Consider the following 14,995-nt stretch of genomic DNA (forward strand, 5'->3'; position numbering starts at 1 on the left):
CACGATGTCACCGTGAGCGCCGCCGGGGCCGAACACCCGGCCCCGGCGGCGCCGACGCCACCCTCGCCGCGCCGCCGTCGCAGGAATTGGCGTGCGCTGGAGCCGCTGTTGTGGCTCGGTCCCGCTACCCTCCTCATCCTGACCATGGTCGTCTGGCCGGTCATCGAGATGATCCGTACGTCCCTGACTCGGGTGAGCTCCACGGGTCTGTCCCAGGGGTTCGCCGGAGTCCGCAACTACGCCGACCTGTTCGCCGAGGGCGACCTGCCCGGAGTGGTGCTGCGCACCCTTGTGTGGGTCGTCGGGGTCGTCACCGTCACGATCGTGGTCTCTCTCGGCCTGGCCCAACTGCTGAACTCCCGGTTCCCCGGGCGCCGGCTGGTGCGGTGGGCGCTGATCGTTCCCTGGGCCTCGTCCGTGCTGATGACGGCGCTCATCTGGCGCTGGATGCTCAACAACTTCTACGGCGTGGTCAACCGGTTGCTCATGGACCTCGGTGTGCTGGACGCGCCCGTCAACTGGCTGGCCAATCCGGGGCCGGCCCTCGCCGCGATGATGGGCGTGGCGGTGTTCGTCTCGCTGCCGTTCACCTCGTTCGTCCTGCTGGCCGGTCTGCAGAGCATCCCCGCCGAGGTGTACGAGGCGGCGCGGGTGGACGGCGCCGGCCCGGTCCGCGGTTACCTGGGCATCACCCTGCCGCTGCTGCGGCCCTCGCTGGTGGTCGCCGCGATCATCAACGTCATCAACGTGTTCAACTCGTTCCCCATCATCTGGGCCATGACGCGCGGCGGCCCTGGTTTCGCCACCGACACGACCACCACCTACCTGTACAAACTCGCCTTCGACAATCAGTCGGTGGGGGAGTCGGCCGCCATGGCCGTCGTCAATTTCGGGCTGATCCTGGCTGTGGTGCTGGTCTATCTGCGCGTCGTCCGCCGACAGGAGGACACCCCGTGAGCAAGGCCGCTGTCATCCCCCGCAAAGCCGCGCCGCGCAGGAGGCGGCCACGACCGATGAAACTGCGCACCGTCCTGCTCACGGCCGCCGGATGGCTGGTGGCCCTGGCGTTTCTCGCGCCCTACGCGCACATGCTGCTGACGGCGCTCAAACCGACGCCCGAACTGATGGAGTCCCCGCCGTCCTATCTGCCCTCCCGATGGGAGTGGTCCAACTTCACGCACATCTGGTCGCTCACCGACCCGCGCGTCGGGGACGCGCTGGTGTTCTCGCTGTACGTCGCCGGGGCGTCGACACTGCTCGCCCTGGCAGTCGGGCTGCCCGCCGCGTACTACACCGCCCGGCACCGCTTCCGCGGGCGCGGCGCCTTCCTGTTGCTCGTACTCGTCACTCAGATGTTCGCGCCGACCGCGCTGCTGGTCGGCATCTACCGGGAGATGGTCAGCCTCGACCTGACCGACACCGCCGAAGGCCTCATCCTGGTGAACGCGGCGTTCAACCTGCCGTTCTGCGTGTGGATCCTCAACGCGTACTTCGCGAGCATCCCCCGGGAACTGGAGGAGGCGGCCTGGCTGGACGGCACCGGGCGGCTCGGCGCTCTCAGCCGTGTCGTCCTGCCGCTCGCGATGCCCGGCGTGGTGACCGCGCTCGTCTACACCTTCATCGGCGCGTGGAACGAGTACGTGGTGGCACTCACCATCACCTCGTCCAGCGACCGGATGACTTTGACCAAGGCGATTCCCGGCTTCGTCACCTCGTACCACGAGCAGTGGCAGTACCTGTTCGCCACGTCGCTCGTCGCGATCGTGCCCGTGGTGGTGCTGTTCGTCTTCGTGGAGCGCCACCTCGTCTCCGGCCTGACCGCGGGCGGCGTCCGAGGATGACGTCGGGATGCGCATCGCGGCCGGGACCGGGGCCGAGGTCGCCACGGGAGCGGCGCGCGGTGTCAGGCGCGGATGACCTTCACACCGGCCGCCGCGAACGACTCGGTCAGCTCGTCCGAGGCGGCCTTGTCGGTCACCAGGACGTCGATGTCCTCCACCGGGCAGATGCGGGCGAAGGCCCGCCGGTCCAGCTTGGAGGAGTCGGCGACCGCGACGACCTGCTGCGCGCGGCGGGCCAGCGCCCGGTTGATGCTGGCCTCGCCCTCGTGGTGGGCGGTCGCCCCGTGGGCCACGTCAAAGGCGTCCACCCCGATGAAGACCTGGTCCAGTGCGATCTCCGCGAGCAGTTCGGTGGCCAGCGGACCGATCAGCTCATAGGACGCCGGCCGGGCCACCCCGCCGGTCACCACGAGCTTGACGTGGCGCCGTACGACCAGCTCGTTGGCGATGTTCAGGGCGTTGGTCACCACGGTGACCGCCGTCTCCGCGCCGCCGGAACTCAGGTCGGCGCGGGTGGCCAGCGCCCGCGCCACCTCCGTGGTCGTGGTGCCGCCGTTCAACCCCACCACGGCGCCGGCCTTCACCAGCCCGGCGGCCGCGTGCGCGATCCGCTCCTTCTCCGGAGCGTTGCGCGCGGCCTTGTAGCGCAGCGGCAGGTCGTAGGCGATCGCGTTGATCACTGCCCCGCCATGCGTGCGGGTGACCATCTGCTGGCGGGCCAGCTCATCGAGGTCTCGCCTGATCGTCGCGGCGGAGACCCGCAACTCCTCGGCAGCCGCCTCGACTTCGATCCGCCCGTCGCGCGTCAGCATCTCCAGCAGCGCGCTCCACCGGGCTTGCGGTGCCGCCATGTTCCACAACTCTCTGTCGATGGTGTGCGCCACAATGTGCGCACCTCCATGAAACCACAGTGCTTGATTGGGTGTTTTATGGTAGCGAAACGAGCAAAATACTGCACTCCCCGCAAGTCCATGCCGCTGTCGCGGCCCTCGCACGCCGCGATCGGAGGCCGTCCGTGCCGCTGACTCCCACCGCCGACGTGATGAGCTCCGCGCGCCGTGGCAGACGGGCCGTCGGCGCCTTCAACGTGATCACTCTGGAGCACGCCGAGGCCGTGGTCACCGGGGCGGAAGCCGCGGGCTGCCCGGTCATCTGCCAGATCAGCGAGAACGCCGTGCGGTTCCACGGCAGCCGGCTCGCCCCGATAGCCCGCGCCACCGCCGCGCTCGCCGAGGCGGCCGCAGTCCCCGTGGCGCTGCACCTCGACCATGTCACCGACGAAGCGCTGCTGCGCCGCGCCGCGGACTGCGGCTTCGGATCCGTCATGTTCGACGCGTCCGCGCTGCCGCACGCCGAGAACGTCGCCGCCACGCGCGCCGCGGCGCGGTGGGCGCAGGCCCAGGGACTGTGGGTGGAGGCGGAACTCGGCGAGATCGGCGGCAAGGACGGAGTGCACGCCCCCTCGGCGCGTACGGACCCCGATCAGGCGCGCGACTTCGTGTCCGCCACCGGGGTCGACGCACTCGCCGTCGCGGTCGGCAGCTCCCACGCGATGACCACACGCACCTCCCGGCTGGACCACGGCCTCATCGCCCGTCTCGCCGAGGCGGTCCCCGTGCCGCTGGTTCTGCATGGCGCGACGGGCGTGCCCGACGTGGAGCTCCGGCAGGCGGTGGCGGCCGGCATGGTCAAGGTCAACATCGGTACGGCACTGAATGCCGCCTTCACCGGCGCGGTCCGCGACACACTTGCCGCGGCGCCCACGGTCGTCGACCCCCGCCCGGCCCTCACCGCGGCGCGTCGGGCGATGGCCGATGCCGTGACCTCGGCGCTGCGGACCCTGTCGGGCGGCGGGTACGGGACGAGATGAGCCGACCGGGGTCTGTGGGACCCGGCGGCGCCCCGAACCGCTCGGCGGAGCCCGGCATGGTGACCCTGGTGGCGCAGCCGGTCAGCTCAGTTTTCGGCAGTACAGCGCGTCCGGAGTCCGTGCTGAGCCCACCCGACCCGTGTACGCGATCCCGGCCGCGTACTCGTCGTCCGCGCACTGGCCCTTGTAGCGGCCCTGCGCGAAGTCGCCGCCCTTGGCGGCCGAGCCCCTGTTGTCGCCGCGGTCGAACCAGACGGTACGGCCGTCCGTGCCGAGCCCGCCGGCCGGAGCGGCCGCGCACAGGGCGGCGGAGACGGCGGAGCCGCGAACGCTGTAGCCGGTCAGGAAGTGGCCGTCGGCGCACTGGAGTTTGGTGTATCCGGACGCCCAGTCGTGGCCCGGCCTGACGTACCGGTCGTCGACGACCACCGCATGCCCGCCGGCCGGGTCCCACAGGGGGCCGGTGGACACGTTCGAGCACAGGCCCCGGTTGCCGGTGTGGCTGAGGCCGAGCAGCCGCTGTCCGTCGGGGCACACAGCCTTGCGGGCACCGGAGTCCCAGTCGGGCAGGGCCCGTATCCGCCGCGACTGGACGAAGTCGCCGTGATCGGGGCTGAGCATCGACCAGTCCGCCACGGGCTCCACCGGGCCGGTGCGACCCTGGGCCTGGATGAGCCGGGTCCAGGCGGCGGCCCGCCAGTCGTCGCCGTCGTAGAGGCCCATGCGGCGGCCCTCGGCGTCCCAGTGCAGAAGGGCCCAGCCGTTGCCCTTGCGGTCCTCGTGCCAGCCGACGAGCGGCCAGTACGCGAAGTCGGCGTCGGTACGGATCAGGTGGTCGACGAAGTTCCCGAACCAGGCTCGCTGCTTGTCCCCGGTCTCGTCCCGGCCACCGACACCGAACTCGCTGATCCAGACAGGCGCGGTGAAGTGCCGGTCCGTCTCCGCGGTCACGAAGAAGGCCTGGCGGTCCAGCACCTTGATCAGTTCGGCGGGGGGCAGGTCGCGGTAGCGGGGGTCGGTGGTCTCGCCGGTTCCGGTGGCGCCGCTGTGGTTCGGGCCTGTGTAGTCGTAGAAGTGAGCGGAGTACACGAGCTTGCCGGAGTCGACAAGCGTGTGCGAGAGACGGCGTACGGGCTCCAGGGTGGGGCGTTCGTGGGGGAGTCCGTCGACGGGAATGCCGGTCCAGTTGATGCCCTCCACGATGATCAGGAGGTCGGGGTCGGCCTCCGTCAGGATGCGGTCACCGACGCGCTGCGAGGCGGCGAACCAGTCGTGGTTGTCACCGAGCCCCCAGTTGGGGTCGTCCCAGACATTGCGGCGCACCTCGTTGTAGAGGTCGGCGCCGACGACGCGCTGGTTGTCCCGGTAGCGGCGGGCCATGAAGAGCCAGTCGTTCTCCCAGGTCTCGGCGGACTGGCTCGCGTTCCAGCGTTCGTTGCCGTCGACTCCGCAGCACCAGCGTGTGGTGTTGGTGTGGTTGTTCAGGATCACCGCGAGCCCGCCGACGGTGAGTTCCCGCACCACGGCGTCGTACACCTGTAACGGGGTCCTGCCGCGCAGGGAGGGATTGGCGGCGACGGCGTCGTCCCTGACGGGGACGCTGTCGTGGATCATCTCGTTGGAGAAGGGCAGCCGGATGCTGTTGATCCCGATCTCCCGGAAACCGGCGATGATCTCGGCCATGGGGGCGCGGTCCAGGCCGAGCGGTATCCGGCCGGAGTTCTCTCCCGCGTGGTGGTTGGCGTCCTCGTCCGCGCTTCCTGAACCGTTCCAGGTGCCACTGGCTCCGTGCCAGTTGCCGGACCGCAGCTTGAAGCGGTCGCCGTCCGCGTCGACGATCCAGCGGCCCCGCGTGCTGAGCGGCGGCGTCCAGTCCGCCGCGGTCGCGGCGATTTCGGGTCGGGCGCCGGCCTCGGGGGCGGGCTCTCGCCCGACTGCTGCCTCGGGCGCCAGGGCCACCAGGAGGAGTACGGCGGCCAGTGTGGCCATGGCCCTGATGAAGGATCCGCGCACGGTCACCACCCTGAGGTATGAATTGTCATGGCGCCGTCATCATGGGGGACCGTGCGGCATTGGTCCAGTCCTGCGCACAGGGGACCGTTCCGTCGCTCGGTGAGTCACGTCCCAGCTGTCGGCATCCACATCACGAAGAGCCCCCCGTCGCCCGACTGCTTGCCGCCGTCAAGGCTCTACCGAGCCGTGGCCCTCACCTGTACGCCTTCTTCGGCTGCATGTACTACGCCGCCATGCGTCCGGCGGAGATCATCCACCTGCAGAAATCTCAGTGCCGTCGGCCAGCGAGCGGCTGGGGACTTCTGAACCTGAAGGGTGGTGTGGTAAGTGCGGGTAAAGAGTGGACGGATGACGGCGCTGTCCATGAGATCCACTCCCTGAAACGGCGAGCAGCCAAGGCTACGAGCCCGGTGCCAGTCCCTCCCGTCCTCGTCCGTATGTTGCGTGAGCACATACGGCTCTTCGGTGTTGCATCCGACGGATGTCTGTTCCGCAGCGCAGCGGGCAACTGCATCGACGCCTCGGCGTATGGAATCACATGGGGCGAGCGCGTGAGGCTGTTCTCACCCTTGACGAGCACGCCCTTGAACTGGCCAAACGTCCCTACGACTTGCGCCATGCCGGCATCTCGTTCTGGCCGGCTTCCGGCGTCGGCTCCGCAGAGTGTGCACGCCGAGCAGGGCAGAGCATCCAGGTCCTCTCCCGCTGCTACGCCAAGTTCCTGGCCGAAGCGCGGAACCATGCCAACCGGCTGATCGAGGAGGCCATGCAGCGGTGGGAGGCCCCGACAGGTGACCCGGAGGGTGTCTTGGCGGGGTCCTGGCCCGGAAAGGCCCTGGAGCTGCTGGTCAGAGCTGGGATACGGGTGGGGGATATCGGGAGCCAAGGTCGTGTTTCGACTCGCGGCATAGAAGTGCGCTCAGAAGGGCGCCTGGCGGGCGTACGCGCTGGTCAGGCGCCCTTTTTCTGTGCCTAGAAGAACCCCAGCTTCTTCGGCGAGTACGACACCAGAAGGTTCTTCGTCTGCTGGTAGTGCTCCAGCATCATCTTGTGGTTCTCGCGGCCGATGCCGGACTGCTTGTAGCCGCCGAACGCCGCGTGTGCCGGGTACGCGTGGTAGCAGTTCGTCCATACCCGGCCCGCCTGGATCGAACGGCCCGCGCGGTACGCCGTGTTCATGTCCCGCGTCCATACGCCGGCCCCGAGCCCGTACAGTGTGTCGTTGGCGATCTTGATGGCGTCGTCGAAGTCGGCGAACGACGTGACCGAGACGACCGGGCCGAAGATCTCCTCCTGGAAGATCCGCATCCGGTTGTCGCCCTGGAAGATCGTCGGCTGGACGTAGTAGCCGCCCGCCAACTCACCGTCGTACTCGATGCGATGACCGCCCGTCAGCACCTTGGCGCCCTCCTGCTGGCCGATGTCCAGGTAGGAGAGGATCTTCTCCAGTTGGTCGTTGGAGGCCTGGGCGCCGATCATCGTCTCGGTGTCGAGCGGGTGACCGGGCTTGATCTGCTCGGTGCGGGCGACCGCCGCGTCGAGGAACTCGCTGTAATGCCCCTGCTGCACGAGCGCCCGGGACGGACAGGTGCACACCTCGCCCTGGTTGAGCGCGAACATCGTGAAGCCTTCGAGCGCCTTGTCACGGAAGTCGTCGTCCCGCGCCCAGACGTCGTCGAAGAAGATGTTCGGGGACTTGCCGCCGAGTTCCAGCGTGACCGGCTTGATGTTCTCGGAGGCGTACTGCATGATCAGCCGCCCCGTCGTGGTCTCCCCGGTGAAGGCGACCTTCGCCACGCGCGGGCTGGACGCGAGCGGCTTGCCCGCTTCGACCCCGAACCCGTTGACGATGTTCACGACGCCCGGCGGCAGCAGGTCCGCGACCAGGCTCATCCAGTAGTGGATGGACGCCGGAGTCTGCTCGGCGGGTTTGATGACGACCGCGTTGCCCGCGGCGAGCGCCGGGGCCAGCTTCCACACCGCCATCAGGATCGGGAAGTTCCACGGGATGATCTGCGCCACGACACCCAGCGGCTCATGGAAGTGGTACGCCACCGTGTCGTCGTCGAGCTCGCCGAGCGACCCTTCCTGGGCACGGATCGCCCCAGCGAAGTAGCGGAAGTGGTCGATGGCGAGAGGGATGTCGGCGGCCAGCGTCTCGCGGACCGGCTTGCCGTTCTCCCAGGTCTCCGCGACCGCCAGCTTTTCCAGGTTCGCCTCCATCCGGTCGGCGACCTTGAGAAGGATGTCGGCGCGCGCGGTCACCGACGTGCTGCCCCAGGCGGGTGCGGCCGCGTGCGCCGCGTCCAGCGCGCGCTCCACGTCCTCCGCCGTGCCCCGCGCGATCTCCGTGAACGGCTGCCCGTTCACCGGGCTCGGGTTCTCGAAGTACTGCCCGCGGGCCGGCGGCACGTACTCGCCGCCGATGAAGTGGTCGTACCGCGCCTGGTAGGAGACGATCGCGCCGTCGGTGCCGGGCGCTGCGTAACGGGTCATGCTGTTCTGCCTCCCGGGGAAGGACCGCCCGCCGTTGGGCGGCTCTCGGCGCGAGCGTAGGAGGGGAGAGGTTGCAGGTACGTTGCGCGAGTACGGCGGGGGAGCGGGCACGGTGCCGGCGAAAGCGAGGCTGTGGCGGCGGATGAGGGCTGTCAGCGTCCCGCCCACTCGAGCGGCGCCGACTGCTCGGCCTCCAGCTCCTTCAGCCGAGCCCGTACGGGCGCCGTCGGGCGTATCGCGGCGAGCGTCCGCCATACGTCGAGATCGTCCTCGCCCCACGGTGCGTGCGCCCAGTCCGTCAGCAGGTCCGGGTCGCGGCGGGCAACAAGCGCCGCGCGCAGTCCGTCGGCGAGCCTCCGGCGCAGCCGCACCACCTCCGGCGCCTGCGAACCGGGCAGCAGCGGACCCACGTACGCCCTCGCCGCAGCCGTGACCGCCCCAGCGCTGAGCCCGCGCTCCACGACCCCGACATCGCACTCCACCGGAACCGTCAGCCGGTACGGCCGCGAGCCGAGCAGCCCCGCGCCGAGGAGCCGCCGCAACCTGGCCAGTTCCGCACGCAATGTCACCGGCGTCACCGACTCGTCCTCGTACAGCGCGCACAGCAGCTCGTCGCCGGTCAGCCCCTCCGGGTGCCGGGACAGGAGCACCACGATCTCGCTGTGCCTGCGGCTCAGGCGCAGCTTGCGGCCGCCGGCCATGAGCAGCGCCTCATCACGGCCCAGCGCGGTCAGCCCGAGCGCGTCGGTGGTGGTCGGGGCCGGCGCCAGCAGTGCCAGTTGGGACTCCGCCGCTCGTGCCACGGCCTGCACGAAACCCAGACTGTGCGGATGCGCGAGCCCGTTCCCGCCCGTGATGTCGACCGCGCCCAACAGCCGTCCCGTGCGCGGATCGTGCACGGGAGCCGCTGCGCACGTCCATGGCTGCACACGCCGGATGAAGTGCTCGGCCGCGAAGACCTGCACCGGCCGGTCGAGAGCGATCGCCGTACCCGGAGCGTTCGTACCGACCGCCGACTCCGCCCAGTGCGCACCCGGTACGAAGTTCATCCCGTCGGCCTTCTGCCGGGTCCCCGCGTGACCCTCGACCCACAGCAGTCTGCCCTGTGCGTCGCACACCGCGAGGAGGTGCTCGCCGTCCGACGCGAACGTGCCCATGAGCTCACGGAACAGCGGCATCACCCGGGCCAGTGGGTGCTCCGCACGGTAGGAGCCCAGGTCACCGTCCATGAGTTCCACGCGCGCGGTGCCGTCAGGGCCCACCCCTGCCCGCGCCGAGCGACGCCACGAGTCGGCCACCACGGAACGCACCGGCCGCGTCACCGTGCCCGCTTCCGTGAACGTCTCGTGGGCGCGGCGCAGCACCCGCACCCTCTCGAGGGGATCGGACCCAGGCTCCAGGGCCACCCATGGATCGGACAACTGGGCCTCCCCGGAAGACGATGCGGCTGGGGACATCGTCGCTCCGGTGACGAGCGCGGACAAGCGTCACGACCATGCTCGGTACGGGCTCGGTACGGGCTCGGTATGAGCTCGCCCGGGGCCCCGCTGCCTTCCGCGCCTCAACGGTCCGTCCGTCAGGCGGAGTTGACCAGCCTTATATACCGTGTCCAGTCCCAGTGCGGTCCCGGATCGGTATGGTCCGAGCCCGGCACCTCATAGTGCGCGAGGATGTGCGAGCGGTCCTTGGGGATGCCGTACTTGGTGCAGATCGCCGCGGTCAACCTCGCCGACCCCTCGTACATGCGGTCGGTGAAGTACGCGGGTTTGTCCACCCACCCTTCGTGCTCGATACCGATGCTGCGTGTGTTGTAGTCCCAGTTGCCCGCGTGCCAAGCGGTGTCGCGCTCCCGCACTATCTGCGCGACATTGCCGTCGGCCGACCGCACGACGTAGTGCGCGGACACGTTCTTCTTCCGGTTCTGGAAGATGCGCAGAGTGTTCGCGTAGGTCGCCTGCGCCACATGAATGATCACGAAGTCGATGGGATGGTTCCTCGGACGGTCGGAGACTGTGTAGTTGGAGGGGCTCGCCGGAACCCATTCGGCGAGCGGGTAGTCGAACGCCGGGGTCCGGGCGCCGGCTCGTGTGCTGGGCAGTAACGCGGTGGAGAGTGTGGCGAGGGCGGCTGTCTGCAGGATGCGCCGCCTGCTGGGAAGTGACTTGGGCAGGAAGCCGGGACGATTCAAAGGGGGACTGCCTTTCGGTGGTCAGTGGTGGTGAGTCGTTTCGCGCAGCCGAGCGTGCAGCCCGCGAGGTATCTCGCGTTCTGACAGCCGCTCCTTGCGGAGCTTGGCCACGCACGGAAACCCGCCCGCCTCCGACCCGTTCCGGCACCGCAGCAGTACTACTCCTGACATGTGAATCCCCCGATCCCCAGTCCTGGACAACACGGTCCATGGACAAGTCTCCGTCGCCCTGACAGCGGGCGCCTCGCGTGAATCACGGTACGGCGCTTGCCGGTTGAGGAGTAAGTGGGCCGGCCAGATCCGTGGACAACTCGGGAATTGTGGATAACTCGGTCATCCGCAAGGGGGATTGGGGTAGGAGGTACGGCCACCGGACGGGGCCCGGAAGAGACCGCCACGCGGCCGAGCGAGCCCAGGCTTATGCCCTGCCCCCGCCCCCCACCGCCGCCGGATCATCGAGCACGGCCCGCACCACCGAGTGCGCGGCGCCCAGCAGCGGACCCTCGGACCCGAGCCGGGAGACGGCCACCGCGCACACGGGACCGGCCGTGCGCCGCGCCAGCTCCCGTTCCAGCGACGGCAGCAGCCACGGCGCGAGCTCGGACAGGGCCCCGCCCAGCACCACGGCTTCAGGGTCCAGCAGATTGACCGCTCCGGTCAGCGCGATGCCCAGCGCGGTTCCGGCGTCGTGCAGAGCCCGCCGTACGTCCTGGTCATCCTGTGCGGCTCGCTCGGCCAGCAGCCCGACGCGGTCCTCGCCCGGTTCCAGGCCGGCCACGCGCAGTACGGCCTCCTCGCCCGCGTACTGCTCGAGACAGCCCCGCCCGCCGCACGCACAGGCCGGCCCATCAGGACGTACCGGCACATGCCCCAACTCGCCTGCGAACCCGTGCCTGCCGCGCAGCAGCCGACCGTCCACGACCACCGCTCCGCCAATACCGATCTCCGCCGAGACATGCAGAAAGTCGCGCGGTGCCGCCTCGTTGAGCCAGAGTTCGGCGAGCCCGCCGAAGTTCGCCTCGTTGTCGACCGTCAGCGGGAGCTCGCCGGGCAGCAGCGCACCGAGGTCCGTGTCATGCCAGTCGAGGTTGGGGGCGCGTACCACGGTCCGGGCGTCGCGGGCCACCAGCCCGGGCACGGCGACGGCGAGACCCGCGGGCCACAGGCCTTCCCGGTCCGCGTCGGTGATGACCTGGCGCACCAGCGCGGTCAGGTCTCTCAGCACCGGTTCGGGCGACCGGCCACGGTTGGCGGTGTGCCGCACCGCCCGTGCCCGCACCTCGCCGCGCAGATCCACCGCGCACACGGCGAGATGGTCGACGCCCACTTCCGCGCCGATCCCGGCGGGACCGTGCCCGCTGACGGCCAGCGCCGAGCCGGGCCGCCCCACCCGGCCGGGACGCTCGGGGCCGAGCTCTTCGAGAAGCCCCGAGCGGATCAGTTCGTCCACGAGCGTGGAGACGGCCGCCCGGGTCAGCCCGATGCGGGAGGCGACGGCGGCACGGGACAGCGGCCCCTCGGCGCTGACGGTGTGCATCACGCGCGAGAGGTTGCGGCGGCGCATGCCCTGCTGGGTGTCGGGCAGGCGGCGGCCGGGACTGCTCGGGTGGGCCTCGTGCAGCGGTGCGGTCATGCCTCCGTCAGTCCTCGTCCGGCCGACCCCTGTCAGGGCCGGCCTGGTCAGTGCGGGCCGACGCCCGCGGAGGTGGGTCTCGTCAGCGCTGATCCGGCCGGCGCTCCAGTAGCGGGGCCGCGTCGGAGAGTACCCCGGCGATTCGCGCCAGTGCCGCCTCGTCCCGCTCCACCGCCTCCAGCACCGGTCCGCGCGCGGTGTCCCAGCGCCGGGCCACCGCCGCCGCGTCCTCGCCGGTCAGCACACCTGCGGCCTGCGCGGCGGCGCCGAGCGCGACCAGTTCCTTGGCCTCGGGCACCTGAACGGGGCGTCCCGACAGGCGCCGTACGGTCTGCTGCCAGGCCGTTCCGCGCGAGCCGCCGCCGATGAGCAGCAGCGGAGCCGAGCGGTCCGCGTCCGCGTCGAGCACCAGGTCGAGGGCGCCGAGCAGCGAGTGGACCGCGCCGTCGTACGCGGCCTGCAGCAGTTGCCCGGGCGTCGTGTCGTGGCGCAGTCCGTGCAGCAACCCCGAGGCGTGCGGCAGGTCCGGTGTGCGCTCGCCGTCCAGGTAGGGGAGCAGGGTCACGCTCGTACCCGGCTCGACGGCCTCGCGGTCGATGCCCAGCAGGGTGGCGACGCGGTCCACGGCAAGCGTGCAGTTGAGGGTGCAGGCCAGCGGCAGCCAGTCGCCGCGCGCGTCGGCGAAGCCCGCCACGGTGCCGGTCGGGTCGGTGGGCCGGCGCGTCGAGACCGCGTACACCGTGCCGGACGTGCCGAGGCTGAGCACCGCGGTGCCCGGGCGCAGCCCGAGTCCGAGCGCGGCGGCGGCGTTGTCCCCGGTGCCCGGGGCGACCAGCGTGCCCTTGGAGAAGGGCAGGTCGCCGCTGTCGCGCACCGTTCCGACCACCTCGCCGGGCCGGACGACCCGGGGCAGCAGGGCCGGGTCGAGGCCCACGTGGCGGAGGACCTCCTCGTCGTACGCTTCGGTCCCGGACGCCCACCAGCCCGTACCGGAGGCATCGCCCCGGTCGGTCGTGCCCAGACCCGTGAGGCGCTCGGTGAGGTAGTCGTGGGGCAGCCGCACTGCCGCGGTCGCACGGACCGCCTCGGGCTCGTGCTCGGCGAGCCACGCCCACTTCGTGACCGTGAAGGACGGGCCCGGCACGCTGCCCGTGCGCTCGGCCCAGGCCTTCGGGCCGCCCAGTTCCTCCACCAGGCGCCGGGCCTGCGGGGCCGAGCGCACGTCGTTCCACAGCAGGGCAGGGCGCACGGGGTCTCCCTGGGCGTCCAGCGTGACGAGCCCGTGCTGCTGGCCGCCCACGGACACCGCCGCGGCCTCGTGCGCCGCGTCGCCGCACTGGTGCAGCGCTTCGCGCAGCGCGTCCCACCACTGCCGTGGATCGCTCTCGCGTCCCGCCCCGGAGGAGACGGTGTGCGGCGCCTGCCCGCTCGCCACCACCTCTCCGGTGGCCGCGTCCACGACCAGTGCTTTGGTGGACTGGGTGGACGTGTCCACGCCGACGACGAGCGGACCCTCGGCTGCTGACATCGGGCTCTCTCCCTCTTTCCGCGGCTCCGCGGGATACGGCCTGCTTCCGGGCGCCCGGACCGACACGGGTCCGGCTTTCACACCTCGTCTCTTCCCAGAGATGCCTCCGCATACTAATTTGTTAAGCGCCATGACGAAATAGTCGGAGCGAACAAGGAGCCGCGGCATGAACTACCAGCCCACCCCCGAGGACAGGTTCACCTTCGGCCTGTGGACCGTCGGCTGGCAGGGAAGGGACCCGTTCGGCGATGCCACCCGGCGTGCCCTTGACCCCGTCGAGTCGGTGCAGCGACTGTCGGAACTGGGTGCCTACGGAGTGACCTTCCACGACGACGACCTGATCCCCTTCGGGTCCTCGGACACCGAGCGCGAGTCGCACATCAAGCGCTTCCGGCAGGCGCTCGACACGACCGGCATGACCGTGCCGATGGCCACCACGAACCTGTTCACGCACCCCGTCTTCAAGGACGGCGCGTTCACCGCCAACGATCGGGACGTGCGCCGCTACGCGCTGCGCAAGACGATCCGCAACATCGACCTCGCGGTCGAGCTGGGTGCCCGGATCTACGTCGCCTGGGGCGGCCGGGAAGGCGCCGAGTCCGGCGGTGCCAAGGACGTACGCCTCGCACTCGACCGCATGAAGGAGGCCTTCGACCTTCTCGGCGAGTACGTGACCTCCCAGGGGTACGATCTGCGCTTCGCGATCGAGCCCAAGCCGAACGAGCCCCGCGGCGACATCCTCCTGCCGACGGTCGGCCACGCCCTGGCGTTCATCGAGCGCCTGGAGCGGCCGGAGCTGTACGGCGTCAATCCCGAAGTGGGCCACGAGCAGATGGCCGGGCTGAACTTCCCGCACGGCATCGCCCAGGCCCTGTGGGCGGGCAAGCTCTTCCACATCGACCTCAACGGTCAGTCCGGCATCAAGTACGACCAGGACCTGCGCTTCGGAGCCGGTGACCTGAGGGCGGCGTTCTGGCTGGTGGACCTCCTGGAGAGCGCCGGTTACGCGGGGCCGAAGCACTTCGACTTCAAGCCCCCGCGCACCGAGGACCTCGACGGCGTGTGGGCTTCGGCCGCCGGCTGTATGCGCAACTACCTCATCCTGAAGGAGCGTTCGGCCGCCTTCCGCGCCGATCCGGAGGTCCAGGAGGCCCTGCGCGCCTCGCGTCTGGACGAACTGGCACAGCCCACCGCCGCGGACGGCCTTCAGGCACTGCTCGCCGACCGCGCGGCCTTCGAGGAGTTCGACGTGGAGACCGCTGCCGCGCGCGGGATGGCGTTCGAGCGCCTGGACCAGCTGGCCATGGACCATCTGCTGGGCGCCAGGGGCTGATCCGCCTCCGCTGATGACGCCCTGCGCGGAATTCTGCGGAATCGTGCGGTCCATGCCATGAGTCCGTATCAAGTTCCGCGCAGGGGTCGCATG

11 protein-coding genes are annotated in these 14,995 nt (G+C 70.3%); 4 read left to right on the top strand and 7 right to left on the bottom strand.

Annotation, left to right across the window (positions count from 1 at the left end; genetic code table 11):
• The first annotated feature begins 12 nt into the window (after positions 1-12).
• The gene (locus OP79_RS24525) at positions 13-957 is read left to right on the top strand and encodes a carbohydrate ABC transporter permease (RefSeq protein WP_245685439.1); all 945 of its coding nucleotides are present in this window, start codon (positions 13-15) and stop codon (positions 955-957) included.
• The gene (locus tag OP79_RS24530; RefSeq protein ID WP_033322883.1) at positions 954-1,841 is read left to right on the top strand and encodes a carbohydrate ABC transporter permease; all 888 of its coding nucleotides are present in this window, start codon (positions 954-956) and stop codon (positions 1,839-1,841) included. The genes OP79_RS24525 and OP79_RS24530 overlap by 4 nt, the downstream gene beginning before the upstream one ends.
• A 62-nt stretch (positions 1,842-1,903) precedes the next feature.
• Here OP79_RS24530 and OP79_RS24535 read toward each other — a convergent pair whose 3' ends face one another.
• Positions 1,904-2,692: a DeoR/GlpR family DNA-binding transcription regulator gene (locus OP79_RS24535; protein ID WP_033322998.1), complete on the bottom strand. Its 789-nt coding sequence runs from the start codon at positions 2,690-2,692 to the stop codon at positions 1,904-1,906.
• Positions 2,693-2,856: 164 nt separating this feature from the next.
• Between OP79_RS24535 and OP79_RS24540 the strand changes: the two genes are divergently transcribed.
• A complete protein-coding gene (locus OP79_RS24540) occupies positions 2,857-3,711 on the top strand; it encodes a class II fructose-bisphosphate aldolase (RefSeq protein ID WP_033322884.1) in 855 nt (284 codons plus the stop codon).
• A gap of 81 nt (positions 3,712-3,792) precedes the next feature.
• Here the strand turns inward: OP79_RS24540 and OP79_RS24545 are convergent, their stop codons facing one another.
• The 6 genes from OP79_RS24545 to xylB all read right to left on the bottom strand — a co-directional run bounded on the left by OP79_RS24545 (position 3,793) and on the right by xylB (position 13,569).
• On the bottom strand, positions 3,793-5,700 hold the full coding sequence (locus tag OP79_RS24545; protein ID WP_211270860.1) for a glycoside hydrolase family 5 protein: 1,908 nt from the start codon (positions 5,698-5,700) through the stop codon (positions 3,793-3,795).
• Positions 5,701-6,696: 996 nt separating this feature from the next.
• Positions 6,697-8,220 (bottom strand): acetaldehyde dehydrogenase ExaC, encoded by a 1,524-nt coding sequence (gene exaC, locus OP79_RS24555; RefSeq protein ID WP_033322886.1) that lies wholly within the window; start codon positions 8,218-8,220, stop codon positions 6,697-6,699.
• A 152-nt stretch (positions 8,221-8,372) separates the two neighbouring features.
• Positions 8,373-9,641, bottom strand: a complete 1,269-nt coding sequence (locus OP79_RS24560; protein ID WP_245685440.1) for a GAF domain-containing protein — start codon at positions 9,639-9,641, stop codon at positions 8,373-8,375.
• Positions 9,642-9,796: 155 nt separating this feature from the next.
• A complete protein-coding gene (locus OP79_RS24565) occupies positions 9,797-10,408 on the bottom strand; it encodes an N-acetylmuramoyl-L-alanine amidase (protein WP_245685441.1) in 612 nt (203 codons plus the stop codon).
• A 418-nt stretch (positions 10,409-10,826) separates the two neighbouring features.
• The gene (locus OP79_RS24570) at positions 10,827-12,041 is read right to left on the bottom strand and encodes an ROK family transcriptional regulator (protein WP_033322889.1); all 1,215 of its coding nucleotides are present in this window, start codon (positions 12,039-12,041) and stop codon (positions 10,827-10,829) included.
• Positions 12,042-12,123: 82 nt separating this feature from the next.
• Positions 12,124-13,569, bottom strand: a complete 1,446-nt coding sequence (gene xylB, locus OP79_RS24575; protein WP_033322891.1) for a xylulokinase — start codon at positions 13,567-13,569, stop codon at positions 12,124-12,126.
• Between the two features lie 166 nt (positions 13,570-13,735).
• On the opposite strand from xylB, the gene xylA reads away from it, so the two are divergent.
• The gene (xylA, locus tag OP79_RS24580) at positions 13,736-14,902 is read left to right on the top strand and encodes a xylose isomerase (protein ID WP_033322893.1); all 1,167 of its coding nucleotides are present in this window, start codon (positions 13,736-13,738) and stop codon (positions 14,900-14,902) included.
• Positions 14,903-14,995: the final 93 nt, after the last annotated feature.

This window comes from Streptomyces yerevanensis (assembly GCF_000716805.1).
Classification (GTDB): Bacteria; Actinomycetota; Actinomycetes; order Streptomycetales; family Streptomycetaceae; genus Streptomyces; species Streptomyces flaveus.